The organism is Pseudomonas fluorescens, assembly GCF_000730425.1.
GTDB lineage: Bacteria > Pseudomonadota > Gammaproteobacteria > Pseudomonadales > Pseudomonadaceae > Aquipseudomonas > Aquipseudomonas fluorescens_X.
In genome coordinates this window covers 597754-613991 of sequence record NZ_CP008896.1, presented here as the reverse complement: position 1 = coordinate 613991, position 16238 = coordinate 597754, and the positions used below count along the sequence as shown (strand labels likewise).

Below are 16238 nucleotides of genomic sequence, written 5' to 3'. Positions count from 1 at the left end.
CTTATTTACCGGCGCCAGGAAGGTGACAGAAGTGATACTGACAAAATTTACACGGGTTGGACTTCATGATTTGCGCTGCTCATACGTCTTATTAACCAAGAGCACCATCATTTTCCTGATCAGGCTCTGATAAGGAGTTTTTGCATGCACAACCGGCAACTGCCCACGGACGGACATTCTATGGCACATGACGTCGCTTACAGCCCGGCTATCGCCTTCGACAAGGCTCCCGAGCATCAAGGCAACCAGCGCATCCGGCATCTGCTCAAGTGTTTTGGATTGCGCACCAGCCTGATCCGGCTGAAAGTCATCGACGCCCTGCTCACCGCTGCCGACAACGGCCGCTCACTGGGCGTACGGGGTGTGCACAGCCATTTGCTGGAGCTGGGCATCCCGCTATCGTTTCTCAGTGTGCGCGAGGTGCTCAAGCGCCTGTGCAGCGAGGGTGTGATCACCCTCAACAGCGATAAAAGCTACAGCCTCCATGAAGAGGCTGCCAAAGTCCTGGCCGCAGGCGCCGAACTCAACGATTAGGCTTGACCTTACGGCGCATGATGCCGTTGATCACCACCACAATCACCGCCACGGCAATGGCGATGTACTGGAACGTCTTCTCACTGATGGCGCCGATATTCTGCAAATAGGACAGGCCGAACATCGTGCCGAGGACGACCAGGGAAATCAGAATCGAGTAAATCAAGCGTTGCTTCTGGGTCATGACGGGTTCCTGAAACCTGAAAATTGTGCCTAGGGCGTATCAGGAGCGCATGTTACAGGCGATAACGCGCTTTGGCATCCGCCACACCCAACGTAGGAGCCGGCTTGCCGGCGATAGCGCTGGATCAGACAGCACGCCATCGCCGGCAAGCCGGCTCCTACAAGGGATTTACCGGTCTTTGAATTCGGGCGCACGCTTGGCCACGAACGCGGCCATGCCTTCCTTCTGATCCTGGGTGGCAAAGGCGGCGTGGAACACCCGGCGCTCAAAGCGCACACCTTCCGACAGGCTGACTTCAAAGGCGCGGTTGACGCTTTCCTTGACCATCATGCTGATCGGTACCGACTTGCTGGCAATCAGCGCCGCCACCTTGAGCGCCTCGTCCAGCAGCCCGTCCGATGGCACGATCCGCGCAACGATGCCGCAACGCTCAGCCTCCACCGCATCGATAAAACGCCCGGTCAGGCACATTTCCATGGCCTTGGCCTTGCCCACCGCGCGGGTCAGGCGCTGGGTGCCGCCCATACCCGGCAGCACGCCGAGGTTGACTTCCGGCTGGCCAAACTTGGCATTGTCGCCAGCCAGGATAAAGTCGCACATCAGCGCCAGCTCGCAGCCGCCTCCCAGGGCAAAGCCGTTGACGGCGGCAATGATCGGCTTACGACGGTTGGCCACACGGTCACTGTCGCTGAACAGGTCATCGAGATAGATCTGCGGGTACGTCAGCTCGGCCATTTCCTTGATGTCGGCGCCAGCGGCAAAGGCTTTCTTCGAGCCGGTCAACACAATGCAGCCGATCTCGGGATTGGCTTCCAGGCTGTCCAGGGCCTGGTTCACTTCGCTGACCAGTTGCGCGTTCAAGGCGTTCAGCGCCTCGGGACGATTGAGGGTAATCAGCCCGACGCGGCCTTGGACTTCCAGCAAAATGGTTTGGTAACTCATCGTTCCGTTCCTCTTCAAAGATTGCGCGAAATGACCATGCGCTGAATATCACTGGTGCCTTCATAAATCTGGCAGACCCGCACATCGCGGTAAATCCGCTCCAGCGGGAAGTCGCTCAGGTAACCGTATCCGCCCAGGGTTTGCAAGGCGGCAGAACAGACTTTCTCGGCCATTTCCGAGGCGAACAGCTTGGCCATGGACGCCTCCACCAGAGCTGGCTTGCCGCTGTCGCGCAGGGCAGCGGCGTAATGCACCATCTGCCGGGCCACGGCGATCTGGGTAGCCATATCCGCCAGGCGAAACGCCACGGCCTGATGTTCAATCAACGCCTTGCCAAAACTCTCACGCTCGCGCGCGTAATCACGGGCGGCTTCAAACGCCGCGCGGGCCATGCCCACCGACTGCGAGGCAATCCCTACGCGGCCGCCTTCCAGGTTGGCCAGGGCAATCCGATAACCCTCGCCCTCCTCGCCCAGACGGTTGGCCACTGGCACCTTCACGTCTTCAAACAGAATCTGACAGGTATCGGAGGCATGCTGGCCAAGCTTGTCCTCGACCCGTGCCACCTTGTAGCCAGGCGAGTCGGTGGGCACGATAAACGCGCTGATCCCACGCTTGCCGGCGGCCGGATCCGTCACGGCAAATACAATCACCACCCCGGCGTTCTGCCCGGATGTGATGAACTGCTTGCAGCCATTGAGCACGTAGTGATCACCCGCAAGGCGCGCGCGGGTTTTCAGGCTGCTGGCATCGGAGCCGGCCTGGGGCTCGGTCAAGGCAAACGCCCCGAGCATCGCGCCACTGGCCAAAGGCTTGAGGAATTGCTCTTTCTGCTGGTCATTGCCGAACTTGAGGATGGGCACGCAACCTACTGAGTTGTGCACGCTCATGATCGTCGAGCAGGCGCCATCACCGGCCGCGACCTCTTCCAGGGCCATGGCATAGGCCAGGTAACCGGTGTCACAGCCGCCCCACTGTTCCGGCACGAGCATGCCGAAAAAGCCCAGTTCGGCCATTTCACCAATGGCCTCCCTGGGGAAGCGATGCTCGCGGTCCCACTCGGCGGCGAACGGCTTGAGCCGTTCCTGGGCAAATTGCCGGGCCGCCTCGCTGATTTGCAGTTGTTCGTCATTGGGCAACATATAGATTCCTTACTCCAGGCACTCGACGGCCATTGCGGTGGCTTCGCCGCCACCGATGCAGATGGCCGCGATACCGCGCTTGAGCCCCCTTTGGCGCAGTGCCGAGAGCAGGGTCACGAGAATGCGCGCACCGGACGCGCCAATCGGGTGCCCGAGCGCGCACGCGCCGCCGTGGACGTTGACCTTGTCGTGGGGGATCTCCAGTTTGGCCATGGTCACCAGGCTGACCACGGCAAACGCTTCGTTGATCTCGAACAGATCGACATCCCCTAGATCCCAGCCAGTCTTGCTCAACAGTTTGCGGATCGCCCCCACGGGCGCCACCGGAAACAGCCCAGGCTCATCGGCAAAAGCCGCGTGGCCATGGATCACGGCCAGAGGCTTGAGCCCGCGCTTTTGCGCTTGGCTCTGGCGCATCATCAGCAAGGCTGCCGCGCCGTCGGAGATCGAACTGGAGTTGGCCGCCGTCACCGTGCCACCTTCGCGAAACGCCGGCTTGAGGGTGGCGATCTTGTCCAGGCGCGCCTTGGGCGGCTGCTCGTCATCGGTGATGGTCTTTTGTTCCTTGCCCACGGTGACCTGCACCGGGACGATTTCGGCGCTGAAGTTGCCGGCACTGATTGCCTGCTGGGCGCGGGTCAGCGAGGCGATGGCAAATGCATCCTGGCTCTCACGATTGAAGCCGTTGGCTTCGGCGCAATCCTCAGCAAAGGTGCCCATCAGGCGGCCCTTGTCATAAGCGTCTTCCAGGCCGTCGAGGAACATATGGTCAAGGACCCGGCCATGGCCCATGCGGTAGCCGCTGCGCGCCCGATCCAACAGGTACGGGGCGTTGGACATGCTTTCCATGCCACCGGCGATCACCACCTGCACACTGCCGGCCAGCAGCGAGTCATGGGCAAGAATCGCCGCCTCCATGCCCGAACCGCACATCTTGTTCAGGGTGGTGCAGCGCGTCGATTTATCCAGGCCGGCGCCCAACGCAGCCTGGCGCGCCGGGGCCTGGCCGAGCCCGGCCGGCAGTACGCAGCCGAACAGCACTTCGTCTACCCCGTCGCTGGCAATCCCGGCGCGCTCGACAGCCGCCCGAATCGCACAGGCCCCCAGTTGCGGCGCGGTCAAGCCCTTGAGATCGCCCTGGAACCCGCCCATGGGCGTGCGCACGGCGCTGACAATCACAATCGGATCGTGAAGCTGAGTCATGGCAAATCCTCCTTACTTGGCCGCCATACGCAAGGCACCGTCAAGACGGATCACCTCGCCATTGAGCATGCTGTTTTCAATGATATGCCGGGCCAGGGCGGCGTATTCAGCCGGTTTGCCCAGGCGTGGCGGGAACGGCACGCCGGCGGCCAGGGATTCGCGAACCTGCGGGGTCATGCCAGCCATCATCGGGGTTTCAAAAATCCCCGGTGCGATCGTCATGACACGGATACCGAAACGCGCCAGCTCCCGTGCAGCGGGCAAGGTCAAGCTGGCAATCGCGCCCTTGGAGGCCGCGTAGGCCGCCTGACCGATCTGGCCGTCAAAGGCGGCCACTGAGGCGGTATTGATGATCACGCCACGCTCACCGTCGGCATCGGCTGCGGTTTCAGCAATGGCTGCCGCAGCCAGGCGCAACAGATTGAAGCTGCCGACCAGGTTGACGTTGATCACCTGGGCGAAGCTGGCCAAGGCATGGGGCCCATTCTTGCCGAGGATTTTTTCGCCACGCACCACACCTGCGCAGTTGATCAGCCCATGCAGCGCACCAAACGCCGCAACGGTCGCCTGCACTGCCGCTTCGGCGGCCGCTTCCTGGCTGATATCGGCCACGACACTGCGCGCCTGTGCGCCCAGCCTTGTGGCCTGGGCCGCCACGGCGTCGGCATTCAGGTCCACCAGCATCACCTTGGCACCCGCCGCCACCAACATTTCGGCGGTGGCCGCGCCGAGTCCCGAAGCGCCGCCGCTGACCATAAAGACCTTGTTCTGAATCTGCATCATTGTTTCCTTGAAGAGGGATCAAGCCGTGGTCGCTGCCTGGACCTTGGCGATTTCCTGGTTACGCAAAATAAACCGTTGCAGCTTGCCGCTGGGGGTCTTGGGCAAGTCGCTGACAAATTCGATTTCCCGCGGGTAGGCATGGGCGGCCAGGCGCTTGCGTACATGCTGGCGCAATTCCTCGGCCAGCTCGGCATCGGCGCGGTACTGGCTATTGATCACCACGAACGCCTTGACCAGTTCGGTGCGCTCCGCGTCCGGCTTGCCGACCACCGCGGCTTCGATCACCGCTGGGTGTTCGACCAAGGCGCTTTCCACATCGAATGGCCCCACGCGGTAGCCCGAAGTGGTGATCACATCATCACTGCGCCCGACAAAACTGATGCTGCCATTGGGGTTCAGCTCCACCGTGTCGCCACTCAAGTAGTACTTGCCGACGAAGGCCTTGGTCTTGACCCCCTCGTAACCGGCAAACCAGCACATCGGCGACTGCTCGCGGTCGATGGCGAGGATGCCGGGCTGGCCAGCTGGCAATTCCTGGTGGTTGTCGTCCAGCACCACGATGCGGTGCCCCGGCGAGGCAAAGCCCGCAGAGCCGACATGCACCGGGTGCTCCAGGCCATGGTGATTGCACAGGACCATGCCCAGTTCGGTCTGGCCGTAATGGTCATGGATCGTCACGCCCAGGTTATCGGCGAACCAGCGGATCACTTCGGGGTTCAGCGGCTCGCCGGCGCTGCTGACAATGCGCAGCCGGCCCTTGATCGAGCGGGCGAACTGCTCGCCACCGGCGATCAACAGGCGGTAGGCCGTAGGTGACCCGGTAAGGTTGGTGATCCCGTACTTATTGATGACCCGGCAGGTGCTTTCCAGGGTAAACGGGCCATCGTAGAAAGTGATCGGATGGCCCATGGACAAGGGCCCGGTCACCCCGAAATAAATGCCATAGGCCCAGCCCGGATCGGCGACGTTCCAGAACGCATCCTCGGGGCGCAAGTCCACGGCGTCACGGGTGTAGCTCTGGAACGCGACCAGGGCCTTGAGCGGCACGGCCAGGGCTTTCGACGGGCCGGTGGTGCCGGAGGTGAACATCAGCAGGAACGGATCATCGGCGCCCAGCAGCACCGGCTCGCAGACATTGGAATAGTTGGGCAGCTCGGCCCAGAAGCTGAAATCGCCACGCACAATGCCTTCGCCCTTGGCGCCGGCTACCGTGACAATGGTCGGGCAATCGGCGACTTCGGCCAGCTTGCTGCGGTTGACCGCATCGGTCACCACCAGCGCTGCGCCGGAACTGTTCAGACGGTGCTCGATGGCCTTGGGGCCGAACGCGGTGAACAGGGGTTGATAGACCGCGCCAATGCGCCAGGTGGCGAGCACTGTCACCAACAATTCGGCGGTGCGTGGCAGCAGGCCGGCGACCTTGTCGCCACGCTTGACGCCCTGGGCCAGAAGGAAGTTGGCCAAACGCGCCGCCTGATCCTGCAATTCACTGAAGGTTACGGTGGCGCTGCGACCGTCCTTGCCCTCCCAGAACAACGCAATACGGCCCGGCAGCGCGTGCCGGTCGCAGCATTCGACGCAGGCATTGAGCCCTTGCAGGTGGCCGGCCAGTGTGGCCTCGACAGTGTGTTGGTAGTTGAACTGGGCGGTAGCCGCCAAATAATCGCGCATCGTGGCAAATCCCTGTGTCTTTTGTTGTTTTTGGGGGCGTGCTTTTGCGGGGTGAACCTGCGCAAATAGTGGCGCCAGAGCGGCGCAGGGACAATGGTCAAAGCTTTCAATATGGCTGACTGGTTTGGCCAATGGTGCGACGTATGCGGCGAAGATAGTCAACGATCATGCGGGGCACCTGTCCCCCATAGAGCCGGGCAATCGGCCAGTCAACGCAAGCGATTGGACGCCCTGCCCGCCAGCTTCTAATCTGAGGGCCTGCGCCACCGAAGAAGCCCCTCGATGATTGTTCGCCCCAAACCCAACCTGTTCGGCATCCTGTTCTCCCTCAAGGGTTCGATTGCCAAGCGCATTGCCCTGCGCAGCCTGCTGGTCACGCTGCTGGCCTCGGTGATCGTGCTGGTGGAAACCCTGCACCCGGCCTATTTCTCCAAAGTCAACGCCACACCGTTCACCCTGCTGGGGCTGTCGCTGTCGATTTTCATGAGTTTTCGCAACAACGCCTGCTACGACCGCTGGTGGGAAGGCCGCAAGCAATTGGGGCAGATGGTCATTGAAATCCGCTCGCTGATCCGCGAGAGCCACATCTTCACCCAGCCCGCCGAGCGCGAAGGCCTGTTGCGCGGCCTGTGCGGCTTTGCCCACGGCTTGGTTGCACGCTTGCGCCTGGAAGACGAAGCCCGTGCCATCAAGCCCTGGATCAACGTGGGGGCCAGCCACCCGAACCTGCCTGACCGTGTCCTGCAAACCCTCGGTGCCCACTGCTCGGACGCCGCGCAACAGGGCCGGATCAGCGACTGGCGCTACACCCAGCTGGAAACCCGGCTGGTCGGCCTGAGCCAGGTACAAGCGGCCTGCGAACGGATCAAGAGCACGCCGCTGCCCTTCCCCTACACCTTGCTGCTGCACCGCACCATCTATCTGTTCTGCATCCTCCTGCCCTTTGCCATGGCCGAGCCGTTGGGCTGGCTGACACCGATTTTCACCGCAATCGTCAGCTACACCTTCTTTGGCCTGGATGAAATCGGCGACGATCTGGAAGACCCGTTCGGCTTCGACGAGAACGATCTGCCCTGCAATGCCATCGTGCGCACCCTGGAACGGGAAATCCTTGCAGCGCTGGGCGAAACAGACCTGCCTGCGCCCCTGGAGCCGGTGGACTACATATTGACGTGACACAGGTTTGACACCCGCCGGTGTCTGGCCGAAGCTGATCACTTTGCACTAGCTGCCCAGCTTTCGGACGCCTGCATGTCAAAGTCACGCCGTTACTCGATCATCGGCCTGAGCGCCCTGTTGTTTGTCGTACTGATTACTTGGTATTTCTCCCGCACCCCCAGCGTGTCTGTCCCGCCGGCGATTGCCCACGGTTACTCCAAGGCACTGAAACAGGCGCACAACGGCGAGCCAGGTGCGGCGCGGGTGCTGTATCAGCAATTGGCCAGACCGGACCTGTCCGACGTGCGCCGGGCCGCCCTGCACAGCGAGCTGCACAACTACCCAAGCCCCCAGGCATTGAAGCTGGCGGACAAGGACTTGAGCCACGAATCGCCGCTGGTTCGCCAGGCGGCCATTGGCAGCATCGTCGGCCTGGTACCCAGCGGCCAACGCACCCTGTTACTCGGCCCCTTGCTCGACGATAACCAGCAAAGTGTGCGGTTTGCCGCGGCCAACGCCCTGCTGGGACTGTCTCCCGATACCCTGGGCCTGTACTTCGGCCCCCTGCAGCAAGTGCTGGATGAATACGTAAAGTACCTCAAGGCCCAACCTGAAAGCCCCGAAGGCTGGATCCAGCTGGCACGCCTGTACATCCACAGCGCCCTGTTACCCGAGGCACAACATGCGCTGGAACAGGCATTGCGCCTGGACCCGGAAAACCTGCCGGCGGTGGTGGCGCGCATCGAGCTGCTGGACAAACAAGGCAAGGTCGATGACTCGCGCCAGGTGCTGGCCACCCAACTGCAAGCCCACCCCGAGTCGGCCTACCTGCAACATGCCCTGGGCATGTGGCTGCTGCACCATGGCGAGCGTGAATACGCGTTGCTGGGCCTGTCCAAGGCAGTGGAACTGGAGCCCGACAACCAGGACTACCGTTATGACCTGGCCACCACCCTGCACGACCAGGAAGAACTGGAAGCCGCCCAGCGCCAACTCGAAGAAATCGTCCAGCGTCATCCCGCCAACCGCAAGGCACGGGTGCTGTTGATCAACTATTGGAAGGAAAGCGGCCAGTTGCAGAACGTGCAGGTGCTGCTGGCGCAGCTGGAGCAGCAAAACCCGGACGATCCGGCACTGCAGCAAGGTCTCTGAAGCAAAAATCCGTGCACGAGCGTGCACAAAAACGAGAAAACGTTGAACCGCCCCTACAGCCCAACGGTCAAGTGAATATGGCGCGCCTCAGCCGGCACGCCCCTCCACTCATACGTGACCCGAGGGCACTTCTTGTCTACATCCAAAGAGCTGTTCACAGCAAAGGCCGCCACCGGCATTGAAGGTCTTGACGACATCCTCAGCGGGGGGCTATCGCGTAGCCATCTGTTCCTGCTCGAAGGTGAGCCCGGCACCGGCAAGACCACCGTGGCCCTGCATTTTCTCCAGGCCGGGGCCGAGGCCGGGGAACGATCGCTGTACATCACCCTGTCGGAAACCGAGCGCGAACTGCGCCAGGGCGCCGGGTCCCACGGCTGGGAGCTGGATGAGCATATCCATATCTTTGAACTGACCCCACCTGAAAGCCTGCTCAATGCCGAGCATCAGCAAAGCCTGCTGTATTCCTCCGACCTGGAACTGGGTGAAGCCACCCGCCAGATCTTTGAAGTGGTGGAACGGATCAAGCCCGCCCGCGTGGTGATCGACAGCCTCTCGGAAATCCGCCTGCTGGCACAAAGCTCGTTGCGCTATCGCCGGCAGATCCTGGCGATCAAGCACTACTTCGTGCGCTACGAAACCACCGTGCTGCTGCTCGATGACCTGACCACCGAATCCCTGGATAAGACCGTGCACAGCGTGGCCCACGGGGTGATCCGCCTGGAAGAACTGACCCCCAACTACGGTGCGGAACGACGCCGTGTACGGGTAGTGAAGTACCGAGGCCAGAAGTACCGGGGTGGTTTCCACGACTTCACCATCATGCAGGGCGGTATTCACGTGTTCCCACGCCTGGTGGCGGCCGAGCACCGCGGCGGCTACAACCGACAGACCCTGACCAGCGGCATTCGCGAGATGGACGCGCTGCTCGGTGGCGGTATCGAGACGGGCTCCAGCACCCTGATCCTCGGCCCTGCTGGCACCGGTAAATCGTTGATTTCAATGATTTTCGCCGCCGCCGCAGTGGCCCGTGGCGAGAAAGCTGCGTTGTTTATCTTCGATGAAGAGTTGGGCCTGTTGTTCGACCGCATGAAAAACATGGGCATCGACCTCGCCGCGCTGCAAGCCACTGGCAATCTGTTGATCGAACAGGTGGATGCCGCCGAGCTGTCGCCCGGCGAGTTCTCCCACCGGGTGCGGCGTTGCGTGGATGAGCGCCAGATCAAGACCGTGGTCATCGACAGCATCAACGGCTATCAGGCGGCCATGCCTGAGGAAAACGCCCTGGTGCTGCACATGCACGAGCTGTTGCTGTACCTCAACCGCCGAGGCGCGGCGACCTTCATGACCGTCGCCCAACACGGCCTGGTGGGCGATATGCAAGCCCCGGTGGATATCACCTACCTGGCCGACACCGTGATCCTGCTGCGCTACTTCGAGGCGCTGGGCAAGGTGCGGCGAGCCATTTCCATCATCAAGAAGCGCACCGGCAGCCATGAGTCGACCATTCGCGAGTACCGCATCGCCAGCCAGGGCATAACCATCGGCGAACCCCTCGAAGCGTTCCAGGGTGTGCTGCGCGGGGTGCCCACCTACATGGGCGCCGACAACCCGTTGCTCAAGGAAGAGAGCTTGTGAGTAGCCTGCCAGCCGTATCCGAGCGCGCGATTATTCTCGCGCCCTTGGGGCGGGACAGCTCGCTGGCGCTGATGATGCTTAACGAGGCAGGTTTCTGTGGCATTGCCGCCACCAGCCTGCCGATGCTCTGCGACGAGCTGGAACAAGGCGCGGGGCTGCTGATCATCGCCGCCGAGGCGTTGCTCGGGGTCGGGCTGGAACCGCTTTTGGACTATCTGCACCAGCAACCGGCCTGGTCGGACCTGCCCATTGTGTTGATGACCCACCATGGCGGTGCCGAACAGAATGCCTCCACGCACCTGAGCGCCAGCCTGGGCAACATCACCTTGCTGGAGCGACCGTTTCATCCGGTCACGCTGATCAGCCTGGTGACCACTGCCCTGCGCGGCCGCCGACGGCAATATGAAGCCCGGGATCGCTTGATAGACCTGAGCCAGAGCGAACTGCGCCTGCAACGCACCCTGGAAACCCTTGAGCAGCAAGTCGAAGAACGCACCGCGCAACTGCGCAGTAACGAAGAAGCGTTGCGTCAGTCGCAAAAAATGGAAGCGGTCGGCCAATTGACCGGCGGCATCGCCCACGACTTCAACAATATGCTCACTGGCATCATCGGTAGCCTGGAACTGCTGCGTCGGCGCCTGGCACGGGGACGCCTGGATGACCTCGACAGCCTGATCGACCTCGGCGTGACCTCGGCCAACCGTGCCGCCGGCCTGACCCACCGCCTGCTGGCGTTCTCCCGCCGCCAGTCACTGGACTCCAAGCCGGTGCAGATCAACCAGTTGGTAACGTCCATGGGCGAATTGCTGCAACGCAGCCTCAACGAAAGCATCGTGTTGGAGATGCAACTGAGCGGGCAGTTATGGACCGCCGAAGCCGACCCCAATCAACTGGAAAGCGCCCTGCTCAACCTGGCCCTGAATGCCCGGGACGCCATGCCGGATGGCGGCCGGCTGGTGGTGGAGACCCGCAATCGTCACCTCGACAGCGTATTCACCGCCGCCTACGGCACCCTGACCCCAGGTGACTACGTGGAACTGAGCGTCAGCGACAACGGATGCGGCATGCCGGACAACGTGATCAACCGCGCCTTCGACCCCTTCTTCACCACCAAGCCCATTGGCCAGGGTACTGGCCTGGGGTTGTCGATGATCTACGGCTTTGCCCGCCAGTCCCATGGCCATGTGAACATCCACAGTGAAGTCGGCAAGGGCACTACGGTAAGCCTGTTCCTGCCGCGATTCATCGGTGAAGTCGCCGCCGATACCCCCCTCAACCCTACCCTGTTGCCCTCCGCCAAGGCCGGTGAGACCGTGCTGATCATCGAAGACGACCCTGCGGTGCGGGTGTTGGTGAGCCAAGTGTTGAGCGAGCTGGGCTACGCCTTTGTCGAAGCTGCGGATGCCAACAGCGCGCTGCCGATTATCGAATCCAGCCAGCGCATTGATCTGCTGATCAGTGATGTGGGTTTGCCGGGAATGAACGGGCGGCAACTGGCGGAAATTGGCCGACAGATGCGCCCGGACTTGAAGGTGTTGTTTATTACCGGGTATGCCGAGCATGCGGCAGTGCGCGGAGGGTTCCTGGACCCTGGGATGCAGTTGATCACCAAGCCATTTACGTTTGAGCTGTTGACGGCGAAGGTGCGGGAGATGATTCATACGCCCCCCAGGGATTGAGCTCCTTATTCCAGGGGGGCGGAAAATGCATTGATAACTGCCGACTTGTCGATGTCGTCTCTCAAGAGGAAACTGCCGTCATTCGTGGACATTTTAACTTCCAAAACTTCGTTTGCCGGGCCTGTTGTTTTATAGGGCCGAGCAAAGTTCTTGTTGTTAAAAACATTCGTTAAGCCATTGCGAAAGCTGTCTATCGACGGAAAACTTGCCAAACCATAATTGGGGTCAAAAAAGAAATAGCTTCGTTTATTACCATCGACTAGTACACCAGCACTCATCGCATGCCCGTCGTCACCCAACATCAGTATTTTCGTCCCAGGGCTTTGGCCCAGATCATCAGCAATTTTTGTATAGGGTACTGAATTTACCTGACTCGAACTTACGCCATGAAAGCCTGTTGGCGTTTCGACTTTTTTTTGCAAATCTGTCAGGGTCTGGATAAATTTCCTGGAAGATGCCGCTTTCGGAGTTGCAGCGGCTTGGTAAAAGTTGTTGATCAGTGTGTTGACCTTGCCGTTGCGGGTAGCTTCTACCAGCAGGTGTGAGAGCGCTGCACACTGCCCTTTAGACAAAGGCTGTGTTTGGCTCAGATAAAAAATCTGCGGCATCGGTGTCACACTGCCACCTGCTGAACGCACGGTGTCATTGAACATATTGACCCCATTCAAGCCATGTTGAACGGCAAGTCGCTCATGCTGACGAGCCAAAATACCCATTTGCTTGGGCGAGAGTTTTTTAGAACTGACTGTTAATTTCTTTACCTGCGAAGAAGTCATGCCTGAGAAGTATCCCGGAATACTAGCGGGATCGCCATTGAGGTAGCCATCACGAAATGCGGCACTTTGAGGCCCATTTTCAGCTTTTCTCGTCAGGTTTTGCCACTTCGTATCCAGATTGGTGGAGGTGACTGGCTTGAACTCTGCGAGTGGCTTGCCATAAGACGTGTTTGTCGTGGGATTGTAGGCGTACCAGCCACGTTTACCAGCGTCGTAGCGTGCGATCGTCTGGAAGTAGGCGCCACTCTCAGTGGCTTTCGCTGTGCCCTCAAACAGGTCTGTGCGAGCGTCGACCAGGCGGGCTTGCTGCTGATTCATTCGCACCCCGGACTGTGTAAAGTCGCCCTTGACCCGTGAACGAATACGTTGATAGGCACTATTAATGATAGAGGTTCCCCTGCTCGCGCCAGACCGCGCGCCCTGCCCCACGCTCCTGAGTAATGACTGTCCCAACGGCTTGGACGCTTTAGATATCCCTTTAGCAGCCCCGCCAACGTTGCCAAACCCTGCAGTGGTGGCGTACATGACAAGGTCAAAAATCACGTCAGCCAGCGCACCTTGGTAATTACCTTGTGCCAGGTTCCATAGGGCTGTCCCTCCCGGGATCGGCGCCAGGATCAGATTGCGCATAAATTCGCCTTGCGCTTTTTCTTCATCAAACGTCGTGATTTCACGTGTCGAGGCTTTTATATCGTCCCAACGATAAGACTTAATGATGTTATCCGAGAGCATCTGGCCCAGGTAGACGCTTCTGTTACTGGAGAACGAGTTGGGCTGACCTACACCGTCATTGCGACCCAACTGCCTGCTCACGTCATCATCACTTGGGCTGAGTCGCCGGATTTCAGGCGCCGTGAAGTATTCACTTAGATATCGAGTTGTTCTGACCTCGCTGCCTTGCAGCCCTTCCTTGAAGCTGTCCTTCCAGTCATCTCGCCTGCGAATCGCGTTATGCTGGGGGTCAAATTCGTAGTACGTCGTTGAACCGTTACGTTCGGTTTTGATAATCAACGACCTGTCATCGACTTTTGGAGAAAAGTTCCTGTCGCCCCAATGTGATCCGTTCTTTACTATGACGTTCACGCGCTCTGATATGCCGGACTGATAGACCGTCAATTGGCCCCATTCGATGTTTTTCCGATCCTCCAAAGGCAGGTTGGCAATCAGGCTTCTAGTCACCGCACTCCAGGCTTGCGACAGGTTGCCTTTGTACAAGTCGAACGCTGCTTCATGTTTGACGATAGGGTCCGTCAGGGCGCTGACTTCCCGGATGACTGCTTCGGTAATCCTAGGGTTGGAGGAGTGCCAGCCAACACTCTGCCCAGCGTTTTTCGACAGATAGAGATCTAGCAACGAATAACTACCCACAGGATCAGTCGTGATCGAGGGGGTTAATTTATAACTGTCTGTTGTTGTTCTATGGCTACGAATACTTTTTTCTTCGAAAGGAAAGCCTTCGCCGAATCGAGCCTTGAGTTCTGCCAATGCGATAGAGCGTTGCGTTGGGACCGAAGCGGTAAGCCCCGACACAGCATCCATCATTTGCTGCTGTTGCAGACTGGCTGCCCGACGGGCTTGTGCAAGTTGGGCCTCCGTATATGGCCCTTCAGGAGGCAGTATGCCGTTGATCGCTCCCCACGCCATGATCCCCTGCTGTGAGGATTGCTCCTGAATGTCTTGCTCTTGGTCCGTCACAGGGGCAATGGAATCGAACGCAACGATTTGGGTAAAGCTCATACTTGCAGTGGCTCCAGGGCTCGTCGCTTCAATCCGATCTACCGCGTTCTTGAAGGTGAGCCAAGCCAGCGTCCCGTATGTGATGGATGGTGGAACGCCACTAACCAGTAGCTCTGGCGCGGCACGGCGAAGCAAGAACACCGCAGCGACAGGAGCGGCCTCTGCGGTGGTGATATGGAATTTTTTCAGGTGTTCGATCAGTCGTTGTTTGATAACAGACAAGGGTTGCCTATTGTGCTCCTGTGCAGCCAGATCGAAACCCGCCACGTAGCCCGCTTTGGGATCGTCCAACCCCTTGGCGTCCAGAGTGGCCCACAAGGCGGTCATCAGCATCTCAAGGGGAGAAGATTGTTCGGCCACGTCACCCATTCGCTTTTTCAGCTCTTGGCCCAAATTTTCTGCGCCGTTGGAATAGAAAATCGCTTGCAAGGTGGCAACGGGGTCTCGTTTAGTGCTTTCAGGTATCCTTTTCATCAGGGCCCCCAGCACATCAGTACTGCCCAATACAGCATCGCTATCCAGGCCGGGCAATGGCGGTTGGTTATCCGCCACAATGCCAAACAGTCTGCCTTGGTCTTCCTGCGACATAGGCTCCGGCCATGCCAGCGCTCCTCCAAAATCGCCGTAAACAGGCACGGGCAACGCCGGGGCAGCGAGGGCGCGTATCAGATTATCCAGCTCGTCAAGATCCTTAGGCATGTGCCAGCCACCCGCGTTTAGCAGGTCTTCCAGGCTGGCTTTGGCCCGCTGGGTGTCTTGCCCGTAGGAAGAGCCCGGATGAAGAGGTATTTGCGTGGTAGCCAACCATCTCGAAAGGGTCGGTGACCATGAGCGGTCATACTTTTGAAGTGCCTGCAACACAGTAAACTTATCGATGCTATCGCCCAGTGCGCCTTTTTGCTGTGCGAGCGCATCAGGTGATTGGGCCTCCACCTCAACGTAGGTATCAGCTCCCAACACATCGAAAGCCTGATTGTGTTCAAGCTGGGTTGCTCGGGCCAACGTCTCTTCTTTCCTGTAAGGGAGCAGGAACTCCCCATGGAACCGTGCAACCAAAATGAGCGGTGCTTGACCAGGGTCGGTTGGCAGGTCCAAGGTCGAATGCGTAAATGCCTTCGCAGCGGCCTTGATCGGGGCCATGACGCCCTCCCAATCCTGGCCTTGTTCCTCTCCCTTTAATACAGTGCGCTTGCCGTTGATCGTGACAGTCAAAGTGCTTCTGTAAGGGTCGAACGTCATGGGCTGTGATGTATCGATGTTCTTCGATTTTGCCCACGCCAGGAACATCGGGCTGTGCGCCGCGCTGAACAACTGCTGCCACCACTCCCCAAACTTTGAATCCCCCGGAATCCCCCCAAGAATTTCCTCCCCGGTGTTTGTCTGCGTCGCTTGCCTTATAGCGTTGGCGTAGAGTGCAAGCAGCTGCCGGTCCCCAGTCCCCTCCATATTCCGTAACGATTGAGGCACAGCCTCTGTGCTCTCAACAGTCATCGGGTTGTTGAGGTGATGGGGAAAATAGTGCTGGGTGGAAATCCCGGACAAAGACATAGGTTACCCTCTGATAAGAAACGGACTTTAAACAACGACTTAAAACGTACATCTGTCAGTCGTTAATTGGTCTGTCTCGATCGGAAGGTTCCCT

General features: G+C 59.6%; 12 protein-coding genes. 5 read left to right on the top strand and 7 right to left on the bottom strand.

The features are described from left to right. Positions 1 to 144 precede the first annotated feature (144 nt). On the top strand, positions 145 to 534 hold the full coding sequence (locus HZ99_RS02565) for a fe2+ zn2+ uptake regulation protein (protein ID WP_038441150.1): 390 nt from the start codon (positions 145 to 147) through the stop codon (positions 532 to 534). On the opposite strand, the gene HZ99_RS02560 is transcribed toward HZ99_RS02565, so the two are convergent. From HZ99_RS02560 to HZ99_RS02535, 6 genes are all read right to left on the bottom strand, one after another. Continuing rightward, a complete protein-coding gene (locus HZ99_RS02560) occupies positions 524 to 718 on the bottom strand; it encodes a hypothetical protein (RefSeq protein ID WP_038441147.1) in 195 nt (64 codons plus the stop codon). The two genes, HZ99_RS02565 and HZ99_RS02560, sit on opposite strands and share 11 nt — an antisense overlap. Positions 719 to 886: 168 nt before the next feature. Beyond that, a complete protein-coding gene (locus HZ99_RS02555) occupies positions 887 to 1660 on the bottom strand; it encodes an enoyl-CoA hydratase (RefSeq protein ID WP_038441145.1) in 774 nt (257 codons plus the stop codon). A gap of 14 nt (positions 1661 to 1674) precedes the next feature. Beyond that, a complete protein-coding gene (locus HZ99_RS02550; protein ID WP_038441143.1) occupies positions 1675 to 2802 on the bottom strand; it encodes an acyl-CoA dehydrogenase in 1128 nt (375 codons plus the stop codon). A 9-nt stretch (positions 2803 to 2811) separates the two neighbouring features. Beyond that, positions 2812 to 4005, bottom strand: coding sequence for an acetyl-CoA C-acyltransferase (locus HZ99_RS02545; protein ID WP_038441142.1), 1194 nt, complete (start codon positions 4003 to 4005; stop codon positions 2812 to 2814). A gap of 12 nt (positions 4006 to 4017) precedes the next feature. Then, on the bottom strand, positions 4018 to 4785 hold the full coding sequence (locus HZ99_RS02540; protein WP_038441140.1) for an SDR family NAD(P)-dependent oxidoreductase: 768 nt from the start codon (positions 4783 to 4785) through the stop codon (positions 4018 to 4020). A 21-nt stretch (positions 4786 to 4806) separates the two neighbouring features. After that, positions 4807 to 6459, bottom strand: coding sequence for an AMP-binding protein (locus HZ99_RS02535; RefSeq protein ID WP_038441138.1), 1653 nt, complete (start codon positions 6457 to 6459; stop codon positions 4807 to 4809). Positions 6460 to 6741: 282 nt separating this feature from the next. Here HZ99_RS02535 and HZ99_RS02530 point away from each other — a divergent pair, with 282 nt between their 5' ends. The 4 genes from HZ99_RS02530 to HZ99_RS02515 all read left to right on the top strand — a co-directional run bounded on the left by HZ99_RS02530 (position 6742) and on the right by HZ99_RS02515 (position 12083). Next, complete coding sequence (locus tag HZ99_RS02530) at positions 6742 to 7635, top strand: bestrophin family protein (RefSeq protein ID WP_038441136.1); 894 nt, start codon at positions 6742 to 6744, stop codon at positions 7633 to 7635. A gap of 75 nt (positions 7636 to 7710) precedes the next feature. Then, complete coding sequence (locus tag HZ99_RS02525) at positions 7711 to 8769, top strand: HEAT repeat domain-containing protein (RefSeq protein ID WP_038441134.1); 1059 nt, start codon at positions 7711 to 7713, stop codon at positions 8767 to 8769. Positions 8770 to 8901: 132 nt separating this feature from the next. Next, positions 8902 to 10404 (top strand): ATPase domain-containing protein, encoded by a 1503-nt coding sequence (locus tag HZ99_RS02520; protein WP_038441133.1) that lies wholly within the window; start codon positions 8902 to 8904, stop codon positions 10402 to 10404. Continuing rightward, a complete protein-coding gene (locus tag HZ99_RS02515; protein ID WP_038441132.1) occupies positions 10401 to 12083 on the top strand; it encodes an ATP-binding protein in 1683 nt (560 codons plus the stop codon). The genes HZ99_RS02520 and HZ99_RS02515 overlap by 4 nt, the downstream gene beginning before the upstream one ends. 5 nt (positions 12084 to 12088) lie before the next feature. Here HZ99_RS02515 and HZ99_RS02510 read toward each other — a convergent pair whose 3' ends face one another. Beyond that, positions 12089 to 16144 carry a YopT-type cysteine protease domain-containing protein gene (locus HZ99_RS02510; protein ID WP_038441131.1) on the bottom strand — a complete coding sequence of 1352 codons (4056 nt, stop codon included), beginning with the start codon at positions 16142 to 16144 and terminating at the stop codon, positions 12089 to 12091. Positions 16145 to 16238: the final 94 nt, after the last annotated feature.

Excerpts from the sequence above, each read along its gene's own strand:
- HZ99_RS02565 (WP_038441150.1), top strand. The coding sequence starts at position 145 with ATGCACAACCGGCAACTGCCCACGGACGGACATTCTATGGCACATGAC.
- HZ99_RS02560 (WP_038441147.1), bottom strand. The coding sequence starts at position 718 with ATGACCCAGAAGCAACGCTTGATTTACTCGATTCTGATTTCCCTGGTC.
- HZ99_RS02555 (WP_038441145.1), bottom strand. The coding sequence starts at position 1,660 with ATGAGTTACCAAACCATTTTGCTGGAAGTCCAAGGCCGCGTCGGGCTG.
- HZ99_RS02550 (WP_038441143.1), bottom strand. The coding sequence starts at position 2,802 with ATGTTGCCCAATGACGAACAACTGCAAATCAGCGAGGCGGCCCGGCAA.
- HZ99_RS02545 (WP_038441142.1), bottom strand. The coding sequence starts at position 4,005 with ATGACTCAGCTTCACGATCCGATTGTGATTGTCAGCGCCGTGCGCACG.
- HZ99_RS02540 (WP_038441140.1), bottom strand. The coding sequence starts at position 4,785 with ATGCAGATTCAGAACAAGGTCTTTATGGTCAGCGGCGGCGCTTCGGGA.
- HZ99_RS02535 (WP_038441138.1), bottom strand. The coding sequence starts at position 6,459 with ATGCGCGATTATTTGGCGGCTACCGCCCAGTTCAACTACCAACACACT.
- HZ99_RS02530 (WP_038441136.1), top strand. The coding sequence starts at position 6,742 with ATGATTGTTCGCCCCAAACCCAACCTGTTCGGCATCCTGTTCTCCCTC.
- HZ99_RS02525 (WP_038441134.1), top strand. The coding sequence starts at position 7,711 with ATGTCAAAGTCACGCCGTTACTCGATCATCGGCCTGAGCGCCCTGTTG.
- HZ99_RS02510 (WP_038441131.1), bottom strand. The coding sequence starts at position 16,144 with ATGTCTTTGTCCGGGATTTCCACCCAGCACTATTTTCCCCATCACCTC.